Origin of the sequence: Pseudomonas sp. MM213 (assembly GCF_020423045.1) — a bacterium.
GTDB lineage: Bacteria > Pseudomonadota > Gammaproteobacteria > Pseudomonadales > Pseudomonadaceae > Aquipseudomonas > Aquipseudomonas migulae.
The window spans coordinates 5516788-5540468 of record NZ_CP081943.1 but is presented as its reverse complement, the minus strand read 5'-3'; the positions used below and the strand labels follow the sequence as shown (position 1 = coordinate 5540468).

Here is a 23681-nt window from a genome sequence, read left to right as displayed (position 1 = left end):
GCAAAAAACCGTGTGAAGCCCGGTTTGTCTGGCCTTCAGAACCATTCGTGGATCATTTGAAAACTGCAGGGTGATGCTCGTGCAATGTCCGAATATAGGACGTTTGGAAGACGATTTATATGGACTTTTACATCAAATCTACAAAAAAAATGCCGAGCGGTTTTTCTGAAAATATTCCCTCGCCACACAGGAACAACCTTCAAAAAGCAAAGTCATAGCGATGTGCCATCTAGGCACTTCACAAGGAACTCAGGTGATGCGCATTTTCAAGAAGCTTCCGTCTACCCTGTTGGCAACCGGCATGGCCGCCCTTTTTCTTGGCAACATGGCAATGGCCAATACGGCCCAAGCCGGTCTGGAGTTCGCCTCAGACAACCCTTCCTCCACCGACAGCTTCCTCGTCTTTCACAGACTGTATGGTAAAGACGTTATGGTCAGGAGCAATCTCAGTGTCGAGGGTATGGAAACACTGCAACGCACCACTAAAACCAACACGGATGACATCAAGGAACTCAAGAATCTCCTCGAAGCGCAGGCTCGTCTCATCGAGGAACTCAAGCGCAACAACGGAACAAGCTCCAGTTCGAGTGCCAGTGAGATAACCAACCTCAAACGCACTGCCACCGAACAGGACAAGGACCTGAAAGAATTCACCAAGCAATTGGAGGAGTTCAAACGCAACAGCGGTTCGAGTTCCAGCTCCAGTTCCAGCGAAGTGGCCAACCTCAAGCGCACGCTCAGTGAACAGGAAACCGGCCTGAGAAACCTCGCCAAAGCAGTGGACGAACTCAAGCGCAACAGCAGCTCGAACTCCGGTTCAAGCGCCAGTGCCAGCGAAGTGAGCGACCTCAAGCGTTCTGTCAGTGAACAGGACAACGGCCTGAAAAACCTCGCCAAAGCGGTGGACGATCTCAAGCGCAGCAGCTCGAATTCCGGTTCAAGCGCCAGTTCCAGCGAAGTTAGCGACCTCAAGCGCACCGTCAGTGAACAGGACAACGGCCTGAAAAAGCTCGCCAGCCAAATGGACGACCTCAAGCGCAGCAGCGGCTCGAACTCCAGTTCAAGCTCCAGCACCAGCGAAGTGAGCGACCTCAAGCGCACCGTCAGCGCACAGGACAACGACTTGAAAAGACTCGCCAGTCAGGTGGAAGACTTGAAGCGTAGCGCCGGGTCGAGCTCCAGCGCGAGTTCCAGCGACCTGTCCAGCCTCAAGCGGGACGTCAGCAATCAGGACAGCCAACTGGATCAGCTGAAACGCGCCGTGGATGATCTGAGAAGCAAGGTGAAATAACAGGGGATGGTGCCCGAGACAGGAATCGAACCTGCGACCTTCGCGTTACGAGTGCGCTGCTCTACCGGCTGAGCTACACGGGCGGTGAGCTAAACCTAGCATCGAGATTGGAAGCGGGCAAATCCACAAACCGTTTCCAGTTTTCGCAGACAAAAAAATGCCCCGCAGTTTTCACTGCGGGGCATTTTTTATAACGTTGAAGCGGTCAGGCGTGGGGAGTGATTAAACGCCCGAAGCCTTGGCTGCTGCTACGTCTTTGATGGAGAGCTTGATACGGCCGCGGTTGTCCACGTCCAGTACCAGCACTTCCACTTCCTGGCCTTCTTTCAGGATGTCGGTCACTTTCTCAACGCGAGCATCGCTCAGCATCGAGATGTGAACCAGACCGTCCTTGCCCGGCAGGATGTTGACGAATGCGCCGAAGTCGACGATGCGCTCAACTTTACCGACGTAGATCTTGCCGATTTCAGCTTCTGCGGTGATGCCCAGAACGCGCTGACGTGCTGCTTCAGCCGCTTCCTTGGTTTCGCCGAAGATCTTGATCGAGCCGTCGTCTTCGATATCGATCGAAGCTTTGGTCTCTTCACAGATCGCACGAATGGTCGCGCCGCCTTTACCGATGACATCACGGATTTTGTCGGTGTCGATTTTCATCGCGATCATGGTCGGAGCGTTTTCCGACAGCTCGGTACGCGACTGGCCAATGATCTGGTTCATCTGACCGAGGATGTTCAGGCGCGCTTCCAGGGCTTGGCCCAGAGCGATCTCCATGATTTCTTCGGTGATGCCTTTGATCTTGATGTCCATCTGCAGCGCGGTAACACCTTTGGCGGTACCAGCTACTTTGAAGTCCATGTCGCCGAGGTGGTCTTCGTCACCCAGGATGTCGGTCAGGACAGCGAATTTCTCGCCTTCTTTAACCAGACCCATCGCGATACCGGCAACCGGTGCCTTCATCGGAACGCCGGCGTCCATCAGGGCCAGGGAAGCGCCGCAGACCGAAGCCATGGAGCTCGAACCGTTGGATTCGGTGATTTCCGATACAACACGGATGGTGTACGGGAACACGTCGGCAGCAGGCAGCATGGCCTGAACCGAACGGCGGGCCAGACGGCCGTGACCGATTTCGCGACGACCAGCGCCACCCATGCGACCACACTCACCTACCGAGAACGGAGGGAAGTTGTAGTGCAGCATGAACGGGTCTTTTTTCTCGCCTTCCAGGGTGTCCAGCAGTTGTGCGTCACGGGCGGTGCCCAGTGTTGCAACGACCAGAGCCTGGGTTTCGCCACGGGTGAACAGAGCCGAACCGTGGGTCTTTGGCAGAACACCGACTTCGATGTTCAAAGGACGTACGGTCTTGGTGTCGCGACCGTCGATACGTGGCTTGCCGTTAACGATGTTTTCGCGAACGGTGCGGTATTCGATTTCGCCGAAAGCAGCTTTGACTTCGCTGGAAGAAGGCTGGCCTTCTTCACCGGACAGCTTGGCAACAACCTGATCCTTCAGCTCACCCAGGCGAGCGTAACGGTCGGCCTTGATGGTGATGGTGTAAGCCTGGGAGATCGCGTCGCCGAACTCGGCACGGATAGCGCCCAGCAGAGCAGTGGCTTCTGGTTGTGGAGCCCAGGTCCAGGTCGGCTTGGCAGCTTCGGCGGCCAGTTCCTTGACGGCGTTGATCACCACCTGGAACTCGTCGTGAGCAAACAGTACCGCGCCCAGCATCTGGTCTTCGGTCAGCTCTTTGGCTTCCGATTCAACCATCAGAACGGCTTCCGAAGTACCGGCAACGACCATGTCCAGGCTCGATGCTTTCAGTTGTTCGTAAGTCGGGTTCAGCAGGTAGCCGGTGCTTTCGTGGAACGCAACGCGGGCAGCGCCGATCGGGCCATCGAAAGGAATGCCGGAGATGGCCAGCGCAGCCGAGGTACCGATCATCGCAGCGATGTCCGGATCGGTCTTCTTGCTGGTGGAAACGACGGTGCAGACTACCTGCACTTCGTTCATGAAGCCTTCCGGGAACAGCGGACGGATCGGACGGTCGATCAGTCGGGAAGTCAGGGTTTCTTTCTCGGAAGGACGGCCTTCGCGCTTGAAGAAACCGCCAGGGATCTTACCGGCAGCGTAAGTCTTTTCCTGGTAGTGAACGGACAGAGGGAAGAAGCCCTTGCCTGGATCGGCTTGCTTGGCACCGACTACGGTCACCAATACGCTGACGTCGTCGTCAACGGTGACCAATACTGCGCCGGAGGCCTGACGGGCGATACGGCCAGTCTCGAGGGTAACGGTCGACTGACCGAACTGGAATTTTTTGATTACCGGGTTCACGGTGTCCTACCTTCTTTTGTGGCTCTTGGGGAACTTGTCTTCTTGCGAAATTCTTGGGCAATGTCGGGAATCGGCCCAACGCCTGTCCAGGGTAAAACGGTGTATCCAGATAAAACTTGAGGCTGGGAGCCTGCCATGCACCAGCGGGAAACCCGCTGATGCACGGCAGACAACCAACCTCTAGCGCAATCGCTTATTAGCGACGCAGACCCAGGCGACCGATCAGAGTCTGATAACGACCCAGATCCTTGCCTTTCAGGTAGTCCAGCAGCTTACGACGCTGGTTTACCATGCGGATCAGACCACGACGGGAGTGGTGATCTTTACCGTTGGCCTTGAAGTGACCTTGCAGCTTGTTGATGTTGTGGGTCAGCAGTGCAACTTGCACTTCTGGCGAACCAGTGTCACCAACAGCTTGCTGGTAGTCAGCTACGATTTGAGCTTTTTCTTGAACGTCGAGAGCCATGAGGCAATCCTTTTATCAGGAAACTGTTTCAAAGAAACAGTTTCAACAGGCCAGGGACAAATCCCTGTATCTAAAAATGAGTAGTGACCGTGCCTGTTAACAGCCACCCTCGTCCGGTCATTCTGACCGAATCAGTCGACGCGGCGCGATGCGCCCGTCTTCGCTCACTTCACCGATACCGATGAAGCGACCACTGTGATCCTGTACCCGTACCATGCCGAACTTCGGAGCATCCGGGGCGCGAACCGGCTGGCCGTTGAGCCAGTAGAACGCGCTCGCTTCCGAGAACTGCAGCAGTGGCCAATCCAGCAGGCCGCTGTCCGATGGCATCAGGAAGCGGTCGACCGCTTCGTTGCCGCCTTCGGCATGTACCGCTTCCAGCTCTTCAAGCGTGACAGTCTGCGCCAGCGTGAAAGGCCCGGCCTGGGTACGTCGCAATTCAGCAACGTAAGCGCCACAACCGAGTTGCTCACCGATATCCTCCACCAGGGTGCGGATATAGGTGCCTTTGCTGCAATCCACCGCAAGCCGCGCAGTATCACCTTCAAAGGCCAGCAATTCCAAGCGCGCAATAGTAACAGAACGCGGTTCGCGCTCCACTACTTCGCCTGCACGTGCCAGCTTGTACAGCGGCTGGCCATCACGCTTGAGCGCTGAGTACATCGGCGGTATCTGACTGATTTGCCCACGAAATTTCGGCAGCACCGCTTCGACATCGGATCGACCAACGGTCACCGGGCGCTCCTGCAAAACTTCACCTTCGGCATCCGCCGTGGTGGTGGTTTTGCCCAGCTGCGCCAGGGTTTCATAACCCTTGTCGGAATCGAGCAGGTATTGCGAGAACTTGGTCGCCTCACCGAAGCACAACGGCAACACGCCGGTGGCCAGCGGATCAAGACTGCCGGTGTGCCCGGCCTTCTCGGCGTTCAGCAACCAGCGAACCTTCTGCAACGCCGCGTTGGAAGTGAACCCCAGCGGTTTGTCGAGCAGAATAATGCCGCTGACGTTACGACGGATACGTTTGACCTGAGCCACCGATTACTCCTTGGTGTCTTCGACTTCTGCCGCAACCGGGTGCTGATTGTCTTCAGCCACCGCACGCTCGATCAGGGCCGACAGGTGCGCACCACGTACGACGCTTTCGTCGTAGTGGAAGTGCAACTGCGGAACGCTGCGCAACTTCATTTCGCGGGCCAACTGCATACGCAGGAAACCGGCGGCGGAGTTGAGCACCTTGATGCTTTGCGCGATATCTTCGGCGCTGTCCTGGCCCATCACGGTGATGAAAATCTTGGCGTGACCGACGTCACGACTGACTTCAACAGCGGTAATGGTGACCAGGCCTACGCGCGGATCTTTGACTTCACGACGGATCAGCTGTGCCAGCTCACGCTGCATCTGATCGCCGATACGCTGGGTACGGCTATATTCTTTTGCCATGTCTTGTTACCTGTTACTGCCTCACGGTGAAACCCGTGGGGTCTGAAAGCGGCAAACGCCCGGCCTGACAAAAGCCAGACCGGGCGTTGCGTTTAGAGTCCTGACGCTGTGCCGCGCATTTGCATGCAGCGGCCCATCGTGGCCCTTGAAGTGCGCGAGTTAGAGGCTGCGAGCAACCTGAACCTTCTCGAAGACTTCGATCTTGTCACCGACTTTGACGTCGTTGTAGCTCTTCACGCCAATACCGCATTCCATGCCGGCACGTACTTCGGAAGCGTCATCCTTGAAGCGGCGCAGGGATTCCAGCTCGCCTTCGAAGATAACGATGTCTTCACGCAGTACACGGATTGGACGGTTACGGTGAACAACACCTTCGATAACCATGCAACCGGCGATCGCGCCAAACTTCGGCGAACGGAACACGTCACGCACTTCGGCCACACCCAGGATGTTCTCGCGAACATCGCTGCCGAGCATGCCGGTCAGGGCTTTCTTGACGTCTTCGATGATGTCGTAGATCACGTTGTAGTAACGCATATCCAGACCTTCCTGCTCGACGATCTTGCGAGCGCCGGCATCGGCACGCACGTTGAAGCCGAACAGTACAGCGTTGGAGGCCAGTGCCAGGTTGGCGTCGGACTCGGTGATACCACCGACACCGCCACCAACAACACGCACTTGCACTTCGTCGTTACCCAGGCCATTCAAGGCACCGTTCAACGCTTCCAGCGAACCACGGACGTCGGATTTGAGGACGATGTTGAGCGTCTTCTTCTCTTCCTGACCCATGTTCTCGAAGATGTTTTCAAGCTTGCCGGCGTGAGCACGGGCCAGCTTGACTTCGCGGAACTTGCCTTGACGGAACAGAGCCACTTCACGGGCTTTCTTCTCGTCGGCAACCACGCTCATCTCGTCGCCAGCATCCGGCGTACCGTCCAGGCCGAGGATCTCGACAGGGATGGAAGGACCGGCTTCTTTGATTGGCTTGCCGTTCTCGTCGAGCATGGCACGTACACGGCCATAGTTCGAACCGACCAGGACCATGTCGCCTTGGCGCAGGGTACCGTCTTGAACCAGAACGGTTGCAACCGGGCCACGACCTTTGTCGAGACGCGATTCAACCACAACGCCACGACCCGGAGCCGACGGAGTTGCTTTCAGTTCGAGAACTTCAGCTTGCAGCAGAACAGCTTCGAGCAACTCGTCAACGCCAGTACCGACTTTCGCCGAAACCGATACGAACGGGGTGTCGCCGCCCCACTCTTCCGAAGTCACGCCGTGAACCGACAGTTCGCTACGGATGCGATCGAGATCGGCGCCCGGCTTGTCGATTTTGTTCACAGCTACAACCAGCGGAACACCGGCAGCCTTGGCGTGCTGAACGGCTTCAACGGTCTGCGGCATCACGCCGTCGTCCGCTGCAACCACCAGGATCACGATGTCGGTCGCCTTGGCACCACGAGCACGCATGGCGGTAAACGCGGCGTGACCAGGGGTGTCGAGGAAGGTGACCATGCCGCGTTCGGTTTCAACGTGGTACGCACCGATGTGCTGGGTGATACCGCCGGCTTCGCCAGCAGCAACCTTGGCACGACGGATGTAGTCGAGCAGCGAGGTCTTACCGTGGTCAACGTGGCCCATTACGGTCACGACCGGAGCACGGGAGAACGCTTCACCTTCAAACTTCAGGGACTCGGCCAGGGAATCTTCCAGGGCGGTGTCGCTGACCAGGGTCACTTTGTGGCCCAGCTCTTCGGCAACCAGTTGGGCAGTTTCCTGATCCAGTACCTGGTTGATGGTCGCTGGAGTACCCAGTTTGAACATGAACTTGATGATTTCAGCAGCCTTGACCGACATCTGCTGGGCGAGATCGCCAACAGTGATGGTCTCGCCGATCTTCACTTCGCGCACTACAGGGCCGGTTGGGCTCTGGAAACCGTGAGCGTTGCGTTTCTTCAGCTTGGCCTTGCCGCGACCACCACGACGGAAGCCATCGCTTTCTTCGTCGGTAGTACGTGGCGCAACACGTGGAGCAGGCGCTTTCTCTTTAACCGAAGCACGATGCGGAGCGTTTTTGCGCTCGCCATCGCCACTGCCACGACGATTGTTATCGTCGGCACGTGGTTTGTCCGGACGGCGCTGTTCGTTCTGCTTGTTGCGAACATCAGCAGACGGAGCTGGAGCAGCTGCAACCACCGGAGCGCTTTCACGCACTGGCTCGGCAACGGCAACCGGCGCTGCAACAGCGTCGTTGGTAGCGGTTTGCGCAGCAGCAGGCTGGCGACGCGCTTCTTCTTCGGCGCGACGCTTGGCTTCTTCAGCCTTCTGACGAGCAGCATTTTCTACTGCGCGACGTTCATCCAGTTCGCGTTTGCGCTCGGCTTCGATTTCTTCCGGGCTGCGCTGTACGAAAACTTTCTTTTTACGGACTTCAACACTGATGCTTTTGCTGCCAGCAACACGCAGGGTGCTGGTGGTTTTACGCTGCAGTGTGATCTTGCGTGGTTCTTCCACTTTCGCCTTGTGGCTGCTTTTCAAGTGAGTCAGCAAAGATTGCTTCTCACTGTCAGTCACATGTTCTTCGGCGGCGGTGTGCGGCAGACCTGCCTCACGCATCTGCTGCAACAGGCGCTCTACCGGTGTTTTGACCTCATCGGCCAGTTGTTTCACCGTGACTTGCGTCATGCACTTCTCTCCTCAGGCCGCGCCTAATTACTCGAACCAGTGGGCTCGGGCGGCCATGATCAACTTGCCGGCACGATCATCGTCAATGCCGTCGATGTCGAGCAGGTCGTCAATAGACTGCTCGGCCAGGTCTTCGCGGGTAATTACGCCGCGCACCGCCAGTTCCATCGCCAAATCCTTGTCCATACCCTCAAGCGAGAGCAGGTCTTCGGCCGGATGGGCGTCTGCCAGCTTTTCCTCAGTAGCGATGGCTTTGGTCAACAAACGATCCTTGGCACGAGCGCGAAGCTCGTTGACGGTTTCTTCGTCAAAGCCGTCGATGTTGAGCATTTCTTCCAACGGTACGTAGGCAATCTCTTCCAGGCTGGTGAAGCCTTCATCTACCAGCACCTGTGCCAGGTCTTCGTCGACTTCCAGCTCGTCGATGAAGTTGCGCAGGATGTCGCCGGTTTCTGCTTGCTGCTTAGCCTGGATGTCCGATTCGGTCATCACGTTCAGGGTCCAGCCAGTCAACTGGCTAGCCAGACGCACGTTCTGACCACCGCGACCGATGGCCTGAGCCAGATTGTCTGCGCCAACGGCGATGTCCATTGCATGGGCATCTTCGTCAACGATAATTGCCGCAACCTCAGCCGGGGACATGGCGTTGATTACGAACTGAGCCGGGTTGTCGTCCCACAGGACGATATCAACACGCTCACCGCCCAACTCACCCGACACTGCCTGGACGCGCGAACCGCGCATACCGATGCAAGCGCCCTGCGGGTCGATGCGTTTGTCCTTGGAGCGGACCGCGATCTTGGCGCGCGAACCCGGGTCACGGGAAGCAGCCATTACTTCGATCAGGCCTTCAGCGATTTCCGGCACTTCGATGCGGAACAACTCGATCAGCATTTCCGGCGCGGTACGCGACAGGATCAGCTGCGGGCCGCGGTTCTCGGTGCGGATTTCCTTGAGCAGCGCACGCAGACGCACGCCAACCCGGAAGGTTTCGCGAGAGATGATGTCTTCACGAGCCAGCAACGCTTCAGCGTTGTTGCCCAGGTCGACGATCACATTGTCGCGGGTCACTTTCTTCACGGTGCCGGAGATGATTTCCCCCAGGCGCTCGCGATAGGCGTCAACGACTTGAGCGCGCTCGGCTTCGCGAACTTTCTGCACGATGACTTGCTTGGCAGTCTGTGCAGCAATGCGGCCGAACTCGATGGATTCGATTTTTTCTTCGACTACATCACCAACCTGGGCACCAGGATGCGTTTCGGCAACCTTGCTCGGCCAGGTTTCGATGGCCGGATCGTCCAGGTCTGCTTCTTCGACAACCGTCCAGCGACGGAAGGTCTCGTAAGCACCGGTGTGGCGATTGATTTCCACACGCAGATCGACTTCGTCCTCGAAACGCTTTTTGGTAGCAGTGGCCAGAGCCAGCTCCAGCGCTTCAAAAATTACGTTTGCCGGTACGCCCTTTTCATTGGATACCGACTCAACAACCAGCAGTACTTCTTTGCTCATCGTACGCCTCGCCTTTCGCAAGCCATTGGATCCGCGGGATCCGCGTCTCAGTCAAAACTGGGAATAATGTTGGCCTTGTCGATCATATCGATCGGCAACAGGAACTCATGGTCTTCTACCTGCACCACGACATCCTGCTCTTCTACACCGCGCAGAAGGCCCTGAAAGTTGCGTCGCCCTTCAAAAGGCGAGCGCAGCCTGATCTTCACTTGTTCACCGGCAAATTTTGCAAACTGCTCAATAGTGAACAGCGGGCGTTCCATGCCAGGCGAGGAAACTTCAAGGGTGTACTCAACGGCGATTGGATCTTCAACATCCAGGACACCGCTGATCTGACGGCTGACGATGGCGCAATCGTCCACCAGCACGCCGCCTTCTTTATCAATATAAACGCGCAACATTGAGTGGCGACCTTGAGCCGAAAACTCAATACCCCAGCATTCATAGCCTAGGGCCACGACCACCGGGGCCAACAAGGCCTGCAACTCTTCTAGCTTGCTCGACACCTGAACCCCCTCGTGCATGTATGTGCATGCTATGCAAAATAAAAAAATGGGCGAAACGCCCATCCTTGAAACGCCGTCGAACAGCGGCGTAGAAAGTGTCCAGCTAACAAAAAGCCCCTTAAAAGGGGCTCCTTAAACTGGTTGCGGGGGCCGGATTTGAACCGACGACCTTCGGGTTATGAGCCCGACGAGCTACCAGACTGCTCCACCCCGCGACAAAGCTGGGGCGGAAGTATACGACCGATCCCTGACAGGGTCAATGTAACCTTCCACCTACAAGAAAGCCCGCAACAGCGGGCTCTCCTGATAATTGGTACCGAGAAGGGGACTCGAACCCCTACACCCTATGGGCACAACCACCTCAAGGTTGCGTGTCTACCAATTCCACCACCTCGGCAATACTACGTTTGAAACCCTTCTTACTTCTGCTCTTGAGCTGGAGGTACGTCAGTCGCTGGAGTAGCCGACTTTTGCTCTTGAAGCACCGGTACATCATCAGAAGCCGGTTGTTGCTTTGGAACTTCCAACACCGCTGGATTTGGCAAACCTACTTGAGTCAGCTGGTGAGCCTTCTCTTTAGCAAAGTAACCTAACCCTAAGCTGGTTATGAAGAAACCGGCGGCAAGTATAGCAGTAAACTTACTAAGAAAGGTAGAGGAACCTTGGCTTCCGAACACAGTATTTGAAGCACCTGCTCCGAAAGACGCGCCAGCATCCGCACCCTTACCCTGCTGCAGCAATACCAGAGCAACTACGCCCAATGCACCCAGCAGATGAAAAACGACTACGACTGTTTCCAGCATTTTTTCAGTTTCCCGCGGCGCGAATAATCGCACCGAACTCATCTGCATTCAGGGAAGCTCCACCAATGAGCCCCCCATCGATATCCGGCATGCCGAACAGTTCGACCGCATTGGCCGCCTTCACGCTGCCGCCGTATAGAAGCCGCACACCTTGTGCGACCTCAGAATTCTCTGCCGCCAACTGAGCGCGAATGGCTGCGTGCACATCCTGCGCCTGTTGCGGCGAAGCAGTCAGCCCGGTGCCAATGGCCCAGACCGGCTCGTAAGCAATGACTGCATTTGCAAAAGCACCAACACCCAGCTCCTCAATGATACTGCCAAGCTGACGCCCGACAACCTCAAGAGTTTTTCCAGCTTCGCGTTGCTCCAGGGTCTCCCCTATACACAACACTGGAATCAAGCCACATGCCTGTGCCGCTGCGAACTTGCGAATCAGCATTCCGTCCTGCTCGCCCATTTGGCGGCGCTCGGAATGCCCGACAAGTACAAAGGTACAACCTGCATCCACCAACTGACTCGGTGCAACTTCGCCGGTCAAAGCACCTTGCATGGATTCCACTGCAGAGTTCTGCGCGCCGACCGAAATCGACTTGCCTTTCAAACCTTCAATCACTTGATTGATATGCAGGAAAGGCGGGAATACCGCGACATCAACACCGCTCGGCAAGGCCAAATGACTCAGGCCGTTGATCAGCTCAGCGACGCTGGCGCGGGTACCGTGCATCTTCCAGTTACCAGCTACCATAGGGCGACGCATGCTGTACCTCGTCGGTCAAAGTGGGCGCAGATGTTACCCAACACAATCATGGCTGGCAAGCCGAATTCAGGCAGAAACTTCAGTAACCAGTTTTGCCAGCTCTTCGGCGTAGCCGCGAACCTGTGTTTCGTCCTCGCCTTCGACCATGACACGCACCAACGGCTCGGTGCCGGACTTGCGCAACAGCACGCGCCCACGCCCGGCCATGGCCTTGGTAACGCGCTCACTGGCCTCTTTGACCGACGGATGATCGAGCGGGCTCGCACCGCCACTGAAACGCACGTTGATCAGCACCTGAGGACACTTGCGCAGCGACTGACGGGCTTGAGCCAGCCCTTCGGAGCGAGTCTGCAATGCCATCAACACCTGCAACGCTGCAATGATCGCATCACCGGTGGTGGTGTGATTGAAGCAGACGATATGACCCGAGTTCTCACCACCGACCAGCCAGTTGCGCTCCAGCAGATCCGCGATCACATAACGGTCGCCGACGTTGGCACGCACAAACGGAATCGACAGATCTGCCAGGGCCAGCTCCAGCCCCAGGTTACTCATCAATGTTCCAACCACACCGCCTTTCAGCAGATCACGCTCATGCAAGTCGCGGGCGATGATGAACAGCAACTCGTCACCATCAACAACAGCCCCCGTGTGATCGACCATCAGGACCCGGTCGCCATCACCATCGAACGCAATACCGAGATCAGCATGTTCGGCAAGAACGGCAGCCTGCAACTGACCCATATGGGTCGAACCGCAGTTGTCATTGATGTTCAGGCCGTTTGGCTGCGCTGAAAGCACAACAACCTCGGCGCCCAACTCACGGAACACACTCGGCGCCACTTTGTAGGTCGCACCGTGAGCGCAATCGATCACGATCTTCAGGCCTGTAAAGCTGGTGCCGGTCGGTACGCTGCTCTTGCAGAATTCGATATAACGGCCCGAAGCATCGTTGATTCGCGACACTTTGCCGATCTTGCTCGACTCAACCACAGTCATCGGGGTGTCGAGCAACTCTTCGATCATATGCTCGACTTCATCCGGCAGCTTGGTGCCCTTGCCGGAGAAAAACTTGATGCCGTTGTCATCGTGAGGATTGTGCGAGGCACTGATCACGATGCCTGCTTCGGCATGAAACGTACGCGTCAGGTAGGCGATGGCCGGCGTCGGCATCGGGCCCAGGAGCATCACGTCGGCACCCGCCGAAGTCAGCCCGGCCTCGAGCGCCGATTCGAACATGTATCCGGAGATCCGGGTGTCCTTGCCTACCAACACTTTGCAGGCGCCCATTTTGCGGAACGCCATGCCCGCAGCCCAGCCGAGCTTGAGCATGAATTCAGGGGTAATCGGGTACACGCCGACCCGACCACGAATACCGTCGGTGCCAAAATATTTCTTAGTCATAAGTGCTCCATCATTCTTATTCGGCTGATTCCACTGCGGCGATCATCCGCACCACATCGACGGTTTCGGCCACATCATGGACGCGCAATATACGCGCCCCCTTGAATGAAGCCAGCGCCGCGAGTGCCAAACCGCCATGCAGTCGTTCACCGACCGGGCGATTCAAGGCCTGACCTATCATGCTCTTTCGCGAAACCCCGACCAACAGGGGCCGCCCCAAGGCATGCAGGACTTCCATATGTTTGAACAAGCTCAGGTTGTGCTGCAAGGTTTTGGCGAAGCCGAAACCCGGATCCAGGATGATCCGCTCAGCCGGAATTCCGACTGACGCACACTGCGCCATGCGCTCGACAAGAAACTCGCCAACCTCTCGGGTGACATCCTGATAATGCGGATTGTCCTGCATGTCGCCCGGCTCACCGAGCATATGCATCAGACAGACCGGCAGACCAGTGGCGGCCGCCGCATCCAGAGCACCCTCTCGACGCAACGAGCGGACGTCATTGATCAAACCCGCACCCAGCCGCGCCGCTTCACGCATGACCGCTGGCGTGGAGGTATCGACCGAGATAATCACATCCAGCTCGCGATTGATGCGCTCGACGATCGGCGCTACGCGCTCCAGCTCTTCGAGCGGCGAAACCGCCCTGGCACCAGGCCGGGTCGACTCACCACCGACATCAATCAGCGTCGCGCCGGCCAGCACCATGGCTTCGGCGTGGCGCAAGGCCGCATCGAGCTGGCTGTATTGGCCGCCATCGGAAAAGGAATCAGGGGTGACATTGAGAATGCCCATGACATGCGTCTGGGCCAAATCAAGAACCCGGTTGCCGCAAGGCAACCGGGTCGAGGACTGAACAGAAGTCATTTCAAACCTTAAACGTCAGCAGCCGGACCGCCGATCGGTGTTTCCGGACGCTCATCCTGTACCACCGGAGGCGTTCCGGAGGTACCGGTGCCGCCCGACCAGTCGCGAGGTTCGCGAGGCGTACGACCCGCCATGATGTCGTCGATCTGATCAGCATCGATCGTTTCGTACTTCATCAGGGCATCAGCCATGGCGTCGAGCTTGTCACGGTTATCCGTGAGGATCTGTTTGGCCGTGCCATAGCACTGGTCAATGATGCTGCGCACTTCGGAGTCGATCAGCTTGGCCGTCTCACCAGAGAAGCTTGCACTCTGACCACCGCCGCCGCGACCGAGGAACACTTCGCCCTCTTCTTCGGCATACATCAACGGACCGAGTTTCTCCGACAGTCCCCACTTGGTCACCATGTTCCGTGCAATCTGACTGGCACGCATGATGTCGTTGGATGCACCGGTAGTGACACCGTCAAAGCCCAAAGTCATCTCTTCAGCGATACGGCCGCCGTACAGCGAGCAGATCTGGCTGATCAACGCACGCTTGGACAGGCTGTAGCGATCTTCTTCCGGCAGGAACATGGTCACACCCAGCGCACGACCGCGCGGGATGATCGACACTTTGTAGACCGGGTCATGCTCAGGCACGACGCGACCAACAATGGCATGACCTGCTTCGTGATAAGCGGTGTTCTGCTTCTCTTTCTCGGACATGACCATGGATTTGCGCTCGGCGCCCATCATGATCTTGTCTTTCGCCAGCTCGAATTCTTTCATCTCGACGATGCGCTTGCCGGTGCGGGCAGCGAACAGCGACGCCTCGTTCACCAGGTTGGCAAGGTCGGCACCGGAGAAACCAGGCGTACCACGAGCGATCACGGCCGGAGCGACGTCGTCACCCATTGGCACTTTGCGCATGTGGACCTTGAGAATTTGCTCGCGACCGCGGATATCCGGCAGCCCGACCACAACCTGACGGTCGAAACGGCCCGGACGCAGCAACGCAGGGTCCAAGACGTCCGGACGGTTGGTTGCGGCGATGACGATGATGCCGTCATTCATTTCGAAGCCGTCCATCTCTACCAGCAACTGGTTGAGAGTCTGCTCACGCTCATCGTGACCACCGCCCATGCCGGCACCACGGTGGCGACCGACGGCGTCGATTTCATCGATGAAGATGATGCATGGCGCGTGTTTTTTGGCTTGCTCGAACATGTCGCGAACACGGCTGGCACCGACACCGACGAACATTTCGACAAAGTCGGAACCGGAAATGGTGAAGAACGGCACCTTGGCTTCACCGGCAATTGCCTTGGCCAGCAAGGTTTTACCAGTACCCGGAGGACCGACCATCAGCACGCCGCGAGGAATGCGGCCGCCCAGACGCTGGAACTTGCCCGGATCGCGGAGGAATTCGACCAGCTCGCCGACTTCTTCCTTGGCTTCGTCGCAACCGGCAACGTCAGCCAGGGTAGTTTTCACCTGGTCTTCGGAGAGCAGGCGCGCCTTGCTCTTGCCGAAGCTCATCGGCCCGCCCTTGCCTCCGGCACCGCCCTGCATCTGCCGCATGAAGAACATGAACACGGCGATGATCACCAGGATCGGGAAGCTCGCGACCAGCAGTTGAGTCCAGATGCTTTGCTGCTCAGGCTGCTTGCCTTCGACTACCACGTGGTTGTCCACGAGATCGCCGATCAGACCGTTATCCTGGATTGCAGGACGAATGGTCTTGAAGCTGTCGCCATCGTTGCGCTTACCGGTAATCACATAGCCATCAACGGCTACGCGCTCGACCTTGCCATCCTTGACCTGCTGGATGAAGTCGGAATAGTTGAGGGTCTGCGGCTCGTTAGGGCTGGAGAAGTTGTTCATCACTGTCACCAGGACAGCCGCGATGATCAACCACAGGATCAGATTCTTTGCCATATCGTTCAATTAACTACCCTCTGAAGCAAGCGCCGCTAATGGCGCGCGCTTCGCATGATATTCACCGGCCTAACTTACTACATTACCTACAACACTGGCAGGCGCCGTCTGTAACCCTTTGTGAAACACTTCCTACACAATATTCGCTAATTCCCACAAGGCGAAATACGAAAAACCTATCGCCCCGCAAAAAAACCTCGATTTACTCACTACGGCCACGGTAACCCCAAGCCAGCATGTATTGCTCGCGGGAACTGCCACGGGAAGAGTCCGGCTTGATCATCTGGACCTTGTCGAATTTCTGACGAGCGTCCTTCACGTAAGCATCAAACCCTTCACCCTGAAACACCTTGATCACGAAATTACCACCCGGCTTGAGTATCCGGGCAGCCAGATCAAGAGCCAGCTCACATAGAAACATGGCTTTTGGCATGTCCACTTCAGGCGTACCACTCATATTGGGGGCCATATCGGAAATCACAAGGTCCACCTGCGAATTACCGACGGCTTCAAGGATCTGAGCGAGCACTTTGTCCTCGGTGAAGTCACCCTGGATGAAAGTCACGTCCGGAATGCCGTCCATTTCCAGGATGTCCGAGGCGATCAGGCGCCCCTGACCACCGATCAGCCGACTGGTGACCTGCGACCAGCCGCCGGGCGCCGCCCCCAGGTCGACAACGCTCATACCCGGACGGATCAGCTTGTATTTCTCCTGGACCTCCAGAAGCTTGTAACTCGCACGCGAGCGGTAACCATCCTTCTGCGCCTGCTTCACATAGGGATCATTGACATGTCTTTTCAGCCAACCAAGGCTTGTCTTGGAACGCGCCATTGGGCACCTCGATGATAAGGGTCGTGATTAGTTGGGCGGATCCACGAACCCTCGGGTAAAATGGCCGCCATTTTACAGAATCCAGACGAAAGGGTCAGATTATGCCGCTCACTCAAGAGCAGAAGAAACAGTACAAATCCATTGGCCACCATCTGAAACCAGTTTTGATTGTGGCTGACAACGGTCTGACTGAAGGTGTGTTAGCCGAACTTGAACGCGCTTTGGCGGATCACGAGCTGATCAAAATCAAGCTCAACATCCTCGATCGCGAATCGCGCCTGGCGTCCATTGCAGAACTCTGCAAGGTCGGCAAAGCGGATCTGGTTCAAGTCATCGGCAAGATGGCACTGATTTACCGCAAGAACTTCAGCGTCAACAAGCAGCTGTCGAACGTCCATCGCTTCAAGTGATGGCAAGGGTCAAGGGTGTGCTTCGCGCACCCTGCCGCTCCATCCCGGTACCGGCTGCAAGACCAGCACCAGCCCGGAAAAGCCCAGAACAAGATAGCTGAACACTTGCCAACGCACTGCATCCGGCCAGCCGACACGCACCGCGAAAAACATCGCGCATGCATACAGCGCCATCATCAGCAGTTGCCCGCGAACATCGCGCCATAGACTGGCAAGGCCCTCGGCCTGAACCAGCACCAAAGCCTGAAAAATTACACACGCCGAGGCGAAACCCACCATCAGCGCATTCAGCATGCCTGCAATTTCTTCGATCAGCAGCGGCGCCAGGCCAATTTGGCCCAGCACCGGCAGCAGACCGATGTGTAACAGCCACAAGCCGCCGACCCACAACATCTGAGTCAGCTGCCAAAGCATGGCGCCCGCACGCAGCGGGCGCCTTCTTTCAGATGTGGCGGACTTCGACAATCTCGTACTCGATAACGCCACCCGGCGTTTTCACAGCAACCACATCACCCTCTTCCTTGGCAATCAAGGCACGGGCCAATGGCGAACCTACCGAAATCTTGCCGAGTTTGAAGTCAGCCTCGTCCTCACCCACGATGTGGTAAGTGACGCGCTCATCAGTCTCGACGCTGGCGATTTCAACGGTGGTGCCGAAAATCACTTTACCGGTGTGAGGAATGCTCGTGACGTCGATGATGACCTGATTCTGAATCCGGCCTTCGATGTCACGAATCCGCGCCTCGACCATACCTTGCTGCTCGCGAGCAGCGTGGTATTCGGCGTTTTCCTTCAAGTCACCCAATTCCCGGGCCGTACCGATGTCCTGGCTGAGCTTCGGACGGACGACCTTGGTCAGGTGAGCGTGTTCTTCTTCCAGGGCTTTCGCGCCCTGGACGGTCATTGGGTACTTGATCATGCCTTCAATCCTGCGTGTAGATCCTGCAAGCGGCGTACGGTCTTCTCGGGACCGAACTTCAGCGCTTCGCAGATGGCTTCGCCAGCAGCAATGGTGGTGGTGCAGTAGATTTTGTGCTGCAAGGCATTACGACGAATGGAGTACGAGTCAGCAATCGACTGGCGACCTTCGGTGGTGTTGATGATCAGGGTGACTTCGTCATTCTTGATCATGTCGACCACGTGCGGACGACCTTCAGTCACCTTGTTCACACGGCGCACTTTCAGGCCTGCGGCTTCGATCAGCTTGGCAGTACCGGCAGTGGCAACCACTTCGAAGCCCAAGTTGATCAGATCACGGGCCACGCCTGCAACCAGTGGCTTGTCGTCGTCACGCACGCTGATGAACGCGGTACCGCCGGTCGGCAGCACTTCGCTGGCGCCCATCTGAGCCTTGGCGAACGCTTCGCCGAAGGTATCGCCCACGCCCATCACTTCACCGGTGGACTTCATCTCTGGGCCCAGGATCGGGTCCACGCCAGGGAATTTGGCGAACGGGAAGACCGCCTCTTTCACACTGTAGAAGTTCGGGATGATTTCTTTGGTGAAGCCGATTTCTTTCAGGGTTTTACCGGCCATGACGCGTGCCGCGATCATTGCCAGGGAAACACCGATGCACTTCGACACGAACGGTACGGTACGGGAAGCGCGCGGGTTGACTTCGATGACGTAGATGTCTTCGCCTTGCAGCGCCAACTGCACGTTCATCAGACCGACAACGCCCAGCTCCAGGGCCATTTTCTTGACCTGTTCGCGCATCTCGTCCTGGATGTGCGCAGGCAGCGAGTACGGCGGCAGGGAGCATGCGGAGTCACCGGAGTGAACACCAGCCTGCTCGATGTGCTGCATGATCGCGCCGATCACCACGTCGGTGCCGTCGCAGACCGCATCCACGTCCATCTCGATGGCGCAGTTGAGGAAGTGGTCAAGCAGCACCGGGCTGTCGTTGGACACTTTCACTGCGTCACGCAGGTAGCGCTTGAGTTCTTCTTCTTCGTAGACGATTTCCATCGCACGGCCGCCCAGTACGTAGGACGGACGCACCACCAGCGGGTAACCGATCTTGGCCGCGGCACGAATCGCTTCGTCTTCGCTGCGCACGGTGGCGTTTGGCGGCTGACGCAGGTTCAGACGCTCAACCATTTGCTGGAAGCGCTCACGGTCTTCGGCACGGTCGATGGCGTCAGGGCTGGTACCGATGATCGGCACGCCGGCTTCTTCCAGGGCGCGAGCCAGTTTCAGTGGAGTCTGGCCGCCGTACTGGACGATCACGCCTTTCGGCTTCTCGACCCGGCAGATTTCCAGCACGTCTTCCAGGGTTACTGGTTCGAAGTACAGGCGATCGGAGGTGTCGTAGTCGGTGGAAACGGTTTCCGGGTTGCAGTTGACCATGATGGTCTCGTAACCGTCTTCGCGCAGGGCCAGTGCCGCGTGTACGCAGCAGTAGTCGAACTCGATGCCCTGGCCGATACGGTTTGGACCGCCGCCGAGGATCATGATCTTGTCGCGGCCCGACGGCGCGGCTTCGCACTCTTCCTCGTAAGTCGAGTACATGTAGGCGGTGTCGGTGGCGAACTCGGCAGCGCAGGTGTCAACGCGCTTGTAGACCGGGAAGATCTCCAGCTTGTGACGGTGGCGACGCAAAGCTTTTTCGGTCACACCCAGCAGCTTGGCCAGACGCATGTCCGAGAAGCCTTTGCGCTTGAGCTTGAACATCAGGTCGCGGTCGATGCTGGCCAGACCCAGGGTCTTGACCTTCTCTTCTTCCTTGATCAGATCTTCGATCTGTACCAGGAACCACGGGTCGATCATGTTCATACCGAAAATGTCTTCGACCGACAGGCCGGCGCGGAAGGCGTCAGCCACGTACCAGATGCGCTCGGCGCCCGGCACGGTCAGTTCGCGCTTGAGGATGCTCATGCTTTCCGGGTTGCCCAGGTCGAGCTTCTCGTCCAGGCCGCAAACGCCCACTTCCAGGCCGCGCAGGGCTTTCTGCAGGGATTCCTGGAAGGTCCGACCGATGGCCATGACTTCACCGACCGACTTCATTTGAGTGGTCAGGCGTGCGTCGGCTTTCGGGAATTTCTCGAAGGCGAAACGCGGCAGCTTGGTGACGACGTAGTCGATCGACGGCTCGAACGACGCCGGAGTAGCGCCCCCGGTGATTTCGTTCTGCAGCTCGTCCAGGGTATAGCCGATCGCCAACTTGGCAGCGATACGCGCAATCGGGAAACCGGTGGCTTTCGAGGCCAGGGCCGAGGAACGGGATACCCGTGGGTTCATCTCGATGACGACCATGCGGCCAGTGTCCGGGCAGATGCCGAACTGAACGTTGGAGCCGCCGGTTTCCACGCCGATCTCGCGCAGTACCGCCAGGGAGGCGTTACGCATGATCTGGTATTCCTTGTCCGTCAGGGTCTGTGCCGGCGCAACAGTGATCGAGTCACCGGTGTGCACGCCCATCGGGTCAAAGTTTTCAATGGAGCAGACGATGATGCAGTTGTCCTTCTTATCGCGGACAACCTCCATCTCGTATTCTTTCCAGCCGATCAGGGATTCGTCGATCAGCAGCTCTTTGGTCGGCGACAGGTCCAGGCCACGGGCGCAGATTTCTTCGAACTCTTCACGGTTGTAAGCGATACCGCCGCCGGTGCCGCCCATGGTGAAGGACGGACGGATGATGCACGGGAAGCCCAAGCGTTCAAGAACGGCGTTGGCCTCTTCCATGCTGTGGGCGATACCCGAGCGCGGGCAGTCCAGGCCGATGGATTTCATCGCCTTGTCGAAGCGCGAACGGTCTTCAGCCTTGTCGATGGTGTCAGCGTTGGCGCCGATCATCTCTACGCCGAACTTCTCCAGAACGCCTTCGCGCTCCAGGTCCAGTGCGCAGTTCAGAGCGGTCTGGCCGCCCATGGTTGGCAGCAGCGCGTCCGGACGCTCTTTCTCGATGATTTTGGCAACGGTCTGCCATTTGATCGGTTCGATGTAGGTGGCGTCGGCCATGTCCGGGTCGGTCATGATGGTCGCTGGGTTGGAGTTCACCAGGATGACGCGGTAACCCTCTTCGCGCAGGGCTTTGCAGGCCTGGGCGCCGGAGTAGTCGAATTCGCAGGCCTGACCGATAACGATCGGGCCAGCGCCGAGAATCAGGATGCTTTTAATGTCTGTACGTTTTGGCATGGGTTTGTCACTCAAATCCGCAGGTCAGTCGGCAAGCCGTCTTGTTCAATCTTTGAAGCCTTGAGGGGGCCGCCGATGTCGGGACCGCCCTCAAGCTTTGCTGCATCAAGGCGAGCGATCAGCGTCGCTTGGCCATTTCGTTGATGAAGCGATCGAACAATGGCGCTACGTCGTTCGGGCCAGGGCTGGCTTCCGGGTGACCCTGGAAGCTGAAGGCGCTCTTGTCGGTACGCTCGATGCCTTGCAGAGTGCCGTCGAACAGCGATTTGTGAATCGCACGAACGTTGGCTGGCAGGGTCGCTTCGTCTACGGCAAAACCGTGGTTCTGGCTGGTGATCATCACCACGCCGCTGTCCAGATCCTGGACCGGGTGGTTGGCACCGTGGTGGCCGTGGCCCATTTTCAGGGTCTTGGCGCCGGAGGCCAGGGCCAGCAGTTGGTGACCGAGGCAGATGCCGAATACCGGAATCTCGGTTTCCAGCACGTCCTTGATCGCCTGGATCGCGTAGTCGCAAGGCTCCGGGTCGCCAGGGCCGTTGGACAGAAACACGCCGTCCGGCTTCATCGCCAGCACGTCAGCAGCAGGCGTTTGCGCCGGCACCACGGTCACACGGCAACCGCGCTCGACCAGCATGCGCAGGATGTTGAGCTTGACGCCGTAGTCGTAGGCAACCACGTGGTACGGCAGCTCGGAAGCGTCGATGGTCGCGTGGCTGTCGGTTTTCAACTCCCAGACAGTCGAGCGCCACTCGTAGGTTTCCTTGGTGCTGACGACTTTCGCCAGGTCCATGCCTTTGAGGCCAGGGAAGCCTTGAGCCGCGGCGATGGCCGCTTCTTCGGAAATGTTGTCACCAGCCATGATGCAGCCGTTCTGCGCGCCTTTCTCACGCAGGATGCGCGTCAGGCGGCGGGTGTCGATACCGGCGATTGCCACAACGTTGTTGGCTTTCAGGTAGTCGGACAGGGACATCGTGTTACGCCAGTTGCTCGCAACCAGCGGCAGGTCACGGATGACCAGGCCAGCGGACCAGACGCGATCGGACTCGGCGTCTTCCGGCGTGGTGCCGGTGTTGCCGATGTGCGGGTAAGTCAGGGTAACGATCTGTTGGGCGTAGGAAGGATCGGTAAGGATTTCCTGATAGCCGGTCATTGCGGTGTTAAACACCACCTCACCAACGGTTTGACCGTCGGCTCCAATGGCTTCGCCGCGAAAAATGCTGCCATCAGCAAGGGCGAGTATGGCTGGCTTAGTCAAGAAGACCTCCCGTAAATAAAGCCTGAAAGGGCGATCGCAGGTTGTAAAAAAGCGGAGTGACGTATGGACACGTCACCCCGCTTCTTCACTGAATTATTCTGCGCGCTTTTAGTGGACACACTAAAGCTGTAGCTTACAGAAAAAGGCTTTTTTGGTCTACCGCCAATGAGCCCTAAAGGCCGGAGAATGCGACAGGACGTCGCTTGGCGTAATAAAACCGGGCCCAAACGCAATGCTGGAACCCGGTTTCGGCTGCATCTTAACGCAGGTCGAGCACGTCTTGCATGTCGTAGAGGCCAGGCTCACGACTGTCCAGCCACAACGCCGCACGCACAGCGCCTTTGGCGAAGGTCATGCGACTGGACGCCTTATGCGTGATTTCCAGGCGCTCGCCCTCACAGGCGAACAGCACGGTGTGATCACCGACCACATCACCGCCGCGCACAGTGGCAAAACCGATCGTTTCACGCTCGCGCACACCGGTGTGGCCTTCACGCCCATAGACCGCGACCTTCTGCAGGTCACGATCCAGCGCACTGGCAATCACCTCCCCCATACGCAGGGCGGTGCCGGAAGGCGCATCGATCTTGTGCCGATGATGCGCCTCGATGATCTCGATATCGGCGTCATCGCCCAGCACGCGGGCAGCCATGTCGAGCAGCTTCAGCGACAGGTTCACACCGACACTGAAATTCGCCGCGAACACGATTGGAATGTCCTTGCCCGCCTCGACCAGCAACTGCTTTTGCGCAGCATCCAGCCCGGTCGTACCGATAACCATGGCTTTGCCCGCCTTGCGGCAGAACGCCAGGTTTTTCAGCATGACTTCCGGCAGCGTGAAATCGATCAACACATCGAATTCATCCGCGACCGCATCCAGATTACCGGACAACGGCACACCGATACGCCCCAGCGAAGCCAGCTCGCCAGCATCCACGCCAATCAGCGTGCTGCCGGGGCGCACGATGGCGGCTGTCAGACCGGTCAGCGGTGCACGTTGCTGCACCGCTTCAACCAGGATCTTGCCCATGCGGCCAGCGGCGCCCATCACAGCTATACGTCGCATGCTCA

20 protein-coding genes and 3 tRNA genes are annotated in these 23681 nt (G+C 57.7%); 2 read left to right on the top strand and 21 right to left on the bottom strand.

Annotation, left to right across the window (positions count from 1 at the left end; translation table 11 throughout):
- Positions 1 to 256: 256 nt before the first annotated feature.
- Positions 257 to 1291, top strand: coding sequence for a hypothetical protein (locus K5R88_RS25145; protein WP_226298577.1), 1035 nt, complete (start codon positions 257 to 259; stop codon positions 1289 to 1291).
- A gap of 7 nt (positions 1292 to 1298) precedes the next feature.
- On the opposite strand, the gene K5R88_RS25140 is transcribed toward K5R88_RS25145, so the two are convergent.
- The 16 genes from K5R88_RS25140 to rlmE all read right to left on the bottom strand — a co-directional run bounded on the left by K5R88_RS25140 (position 1299) and on the right by rlmE (position 16808).
- Positions 1299 to 1374, bottom strand: a tRNA-Thr gene (locus tag K5R88_RS25140).
- A gap of 139 nt (positions 1375 to 1513) precedes the next feature.
- Positions 1514 to 3619, bottom strand: a complete 2106-nt coding sequence (pnp, locus tag K5R88_RS25135) for a polyribonucleotide nucleotidyltransferase (protein ID WP_008024453.1) — start codon at positions 3617 to 3619, stop codon at positions 1514 to 1516.
- 196 nt (positions 3620 to 3815) lie between these two features.
- Positions 3816 to 4085: a 30S ribosomal protein S15 gene (rpsO, locus tag K5R88_RS25130; protein ID WP_003177875.1), complete on the bottom strand. Its 270-nt coding sequence runs from the start codon at positions 4083 to 4085 to the stop codon at positions 3816 to 3818.
- Between the two features lie 117 nt (positions 4086 to 4202).
- The gene (gene truB, locus K5R88_RS25125; RefSeq protein WP_226298576.1) at positions 4203 to 5120 is read right to left on the bottom strand and encodes a tRNA pseudouridine(55) synthase TruB; all 918 of its coding nucleotides are present in this window, start codon (positions 5118 to 5120) and stop codon (positions 4203 to 4205) included.
- A 3-nt stretch (positions 5121 to 5123) separates the two neighbouring features.
- Positions 5124 to 5525, bottom strand: a complete 402-nt coding sequence (gene rbfA, locus K5R88_RS25120) for a 30S ribosome-binding factor RbfA (RefSeq protein WP_008024456.1) — start codon at positions 5523 to 5525, stop codon at positions 5124 to 5126.
- 159 nt (positions 5526 to 5684) lie between these two features.
- Entirely contained in the window at positions 5685 to 8210 is a 2526-nt protein-coding gene (gene infB / locus K5R88_RS25115) for a translation initiation factor IF-2 (RefSeq protein ID WP_226298575.1), read from the bottom strand.
- Positions 8211 to 8237: 27 nt separating this feature from the next.
- Positions 8238 to 9719: a transcription termination factor NusA gene (nusA, locus tag K5R88_RS25110; RefSeq protein WP_008024459.1), complete on the bottom strand. Its 1482-nt coding sequence runs from the start codon at positions 9717 to 9719 to the stop codon at positions 8238 to 8240.
- A 47-nt stretch (positions 9720 to 9766) separates the two neighbouring features.
- Complete coding sequence (rimP, locus tag K5R88_RS25105; protein ID WP_032828556.1) at positions 9767 to 10225, bottom strand: ribosome maturation factor RimP; 459 nt, start codon at positions 10223 to 10225, stop codon at positions 9767 to 9769.
- A gap of 138 nt (positions 10226 to 10363) precedes the next feature.
- Positions 10364 to 10440: transfer RNA gene (locus tag K5R88_RS25100), tRNA-Met, on the bottom strand.
- A 96-nt stretch (positions 10441 to 10536) separates the two neighbouring features.
- Positions 10537 to 10622, bottom strand: a tRNA-Leu gene (locus K5R88_RS25095).
- A gap of 22 nt (positions 10623 to 10644) precedes the next feature.
- Complete coding sequence (gene secG / locus K5R88_RS25090) at positions 10645 to 11028, bottom strand: preprotein translocase subunit SecG (RefSeq protein ID WP_017336473.1); 384 nt, start codon at positions 11026 to 11028, stop codon at positions 10645 to 10647.
- Between the two features lie 4 nt (positions 11029 to 11032).
- On the bottom strand, positions 11033 to 11785 hold the full coding sequence (gene tpiA / locus K5R88_RS25085; protein ID WP_008024463.1) for a triose-phosphate isomerase: 753 nt from the start codon (positions 11783 to 11785) through the stop codon (positions 11033 to 11035).
- Positions 11786 to 11851: 66 nt separating this feature from the next.
- Complete coding sequence (gene glmM, locus K5R88_RS25080) at positions 11852 to 13189, bottom strand: phosphoglucosamine mutase (RefSeq protein ID WP_192227693.1); 1338 nt, start codon at positions 13187 to 13189, stop codon at positions 11852 to 11854.
- Between the two features lie 16 nt (positions 13190 to 13205).
- A complete protein-coding gene (gene folP / locus K5R88_RS25075; protein WP_192227692.1) occupies positions 13206 to 14057 on the bottom strand; it encodes a dihydropteroate synthase in 852 nt (283 codons plus the stop codon).
- A gap of 8 nt (positions 14058 to 14065) precedes the next feature.
- The gene (gene ftsH, locus K5R88_RS25070; RefSeq protein WP_032828773.1) at positions 14066 to 15976 is read right to left on the bottom strand and encodes an ATP-dependent zinc metalloprotease FtsH; all 1911 of its coding nucleotides are present in this window, start codon (positions 15974 to 15976) and stop codon (positions 14066 to 14068) included.
- A 202-nt stretch (positions 15977 to 16178) separates the two neighbouring features.
- The gene (gene rlmE, locus K5R88_RS25065) at positions 16179 to 16808 is read right to left on the bottom strand and encodes a 23S rRNA (uridine(2552)-2'-O)-methyltransferase RlmE (RefSeq protein WP_008029769.1); all 630 of its coding nucleotides are present in this window, start codon (positions 16806 to 16808) and stop codon (positions 16179 to 16181) included.
- Positions 16809 to 16909: 101 nt separating this feature from the next.
- Between rlmE and K5R88_RS25060 the strand changes: the two genes are divergently transcribed.
- Complete coding sequence (locus K5R88_RS25060; RefSeq protein WP_007942889.1) at positions 16910 to 17218, top strand: YhbY family RNA-binding protein; 309 nt, start codon at positions 16910 to 16912, stop codon at positions 17216 to 17218.
- 9 nt (positions 17219 to 17227) lie between these two features.
- Here the strand turns inward: K5R88_RS25060 and K5R88_RS25055 are convergent, their stop codons facing one another.
- The 5 genes from K5R88_RS25055 to dapB form a co-directional block, all read right to left on the bottom strand.
- A complete protein-coding gene (locus K5R88_RS25055; RefSeq protein WP_226298574.1) occupies positions 17228 to 17632 on the bottom strand; it encodes an MFS transporter in 405 nt (134 codons plus the stop codon).
- A 28-nt stretch (positions 17633 to 17660) separates the two neighbouring features.
- Entirely contained in the window at positions 17661 to 18137 is a 477-nt protein-coding gene (greA, locus tag K5R88_RS25050; RefSeq protein ID WP_226298573.1) for a transcription elongation factor GreA, read from the bottom strand.
- Complete coding sequence (carB, locus tag K5R88_RS25045; RefSeq protein ID WP_008029777.1) at positions 18134 to 21355, bottom strand: carbamoyl-phosphate synthase large subunit; 3222 nt, start codon at positions 21353 to 21355, stop codon at positions 18134 to 18136. Before carB ends, greA begins: the two co-directional genes overlap by 4 nt.
- A 118-nt stretch (positions 21356 to 21473) precedes the next feature.
- Positions 21474 to 22610, bottom strand: a complete 1137-nt coding sequence (gene carA / locus K5R88_RS25040; protein WP_008029779.1) for a glutamine-hydrolyzing carbamoyl-phosphate synthase small subunit — start codon at positions 22608 to 22610, stop codon at positions 21474 to 21476.
- 259 nt (positions 22611 to 22869) lie between these two features.
- Complete coding sequence (dapB, locus tag K5R88_RS25035) at positions 22870 to 23676, bottom strand: 4-hydroxy-tetrahydrodipicolinate reductase (protein WP_226298572.1); 807 nt, start codon at positions 23674 to 23676, stop codon at positions 22870 to 22872.
- Positions 23677 to 23681 lie beyond the last annotated feature (5 nt).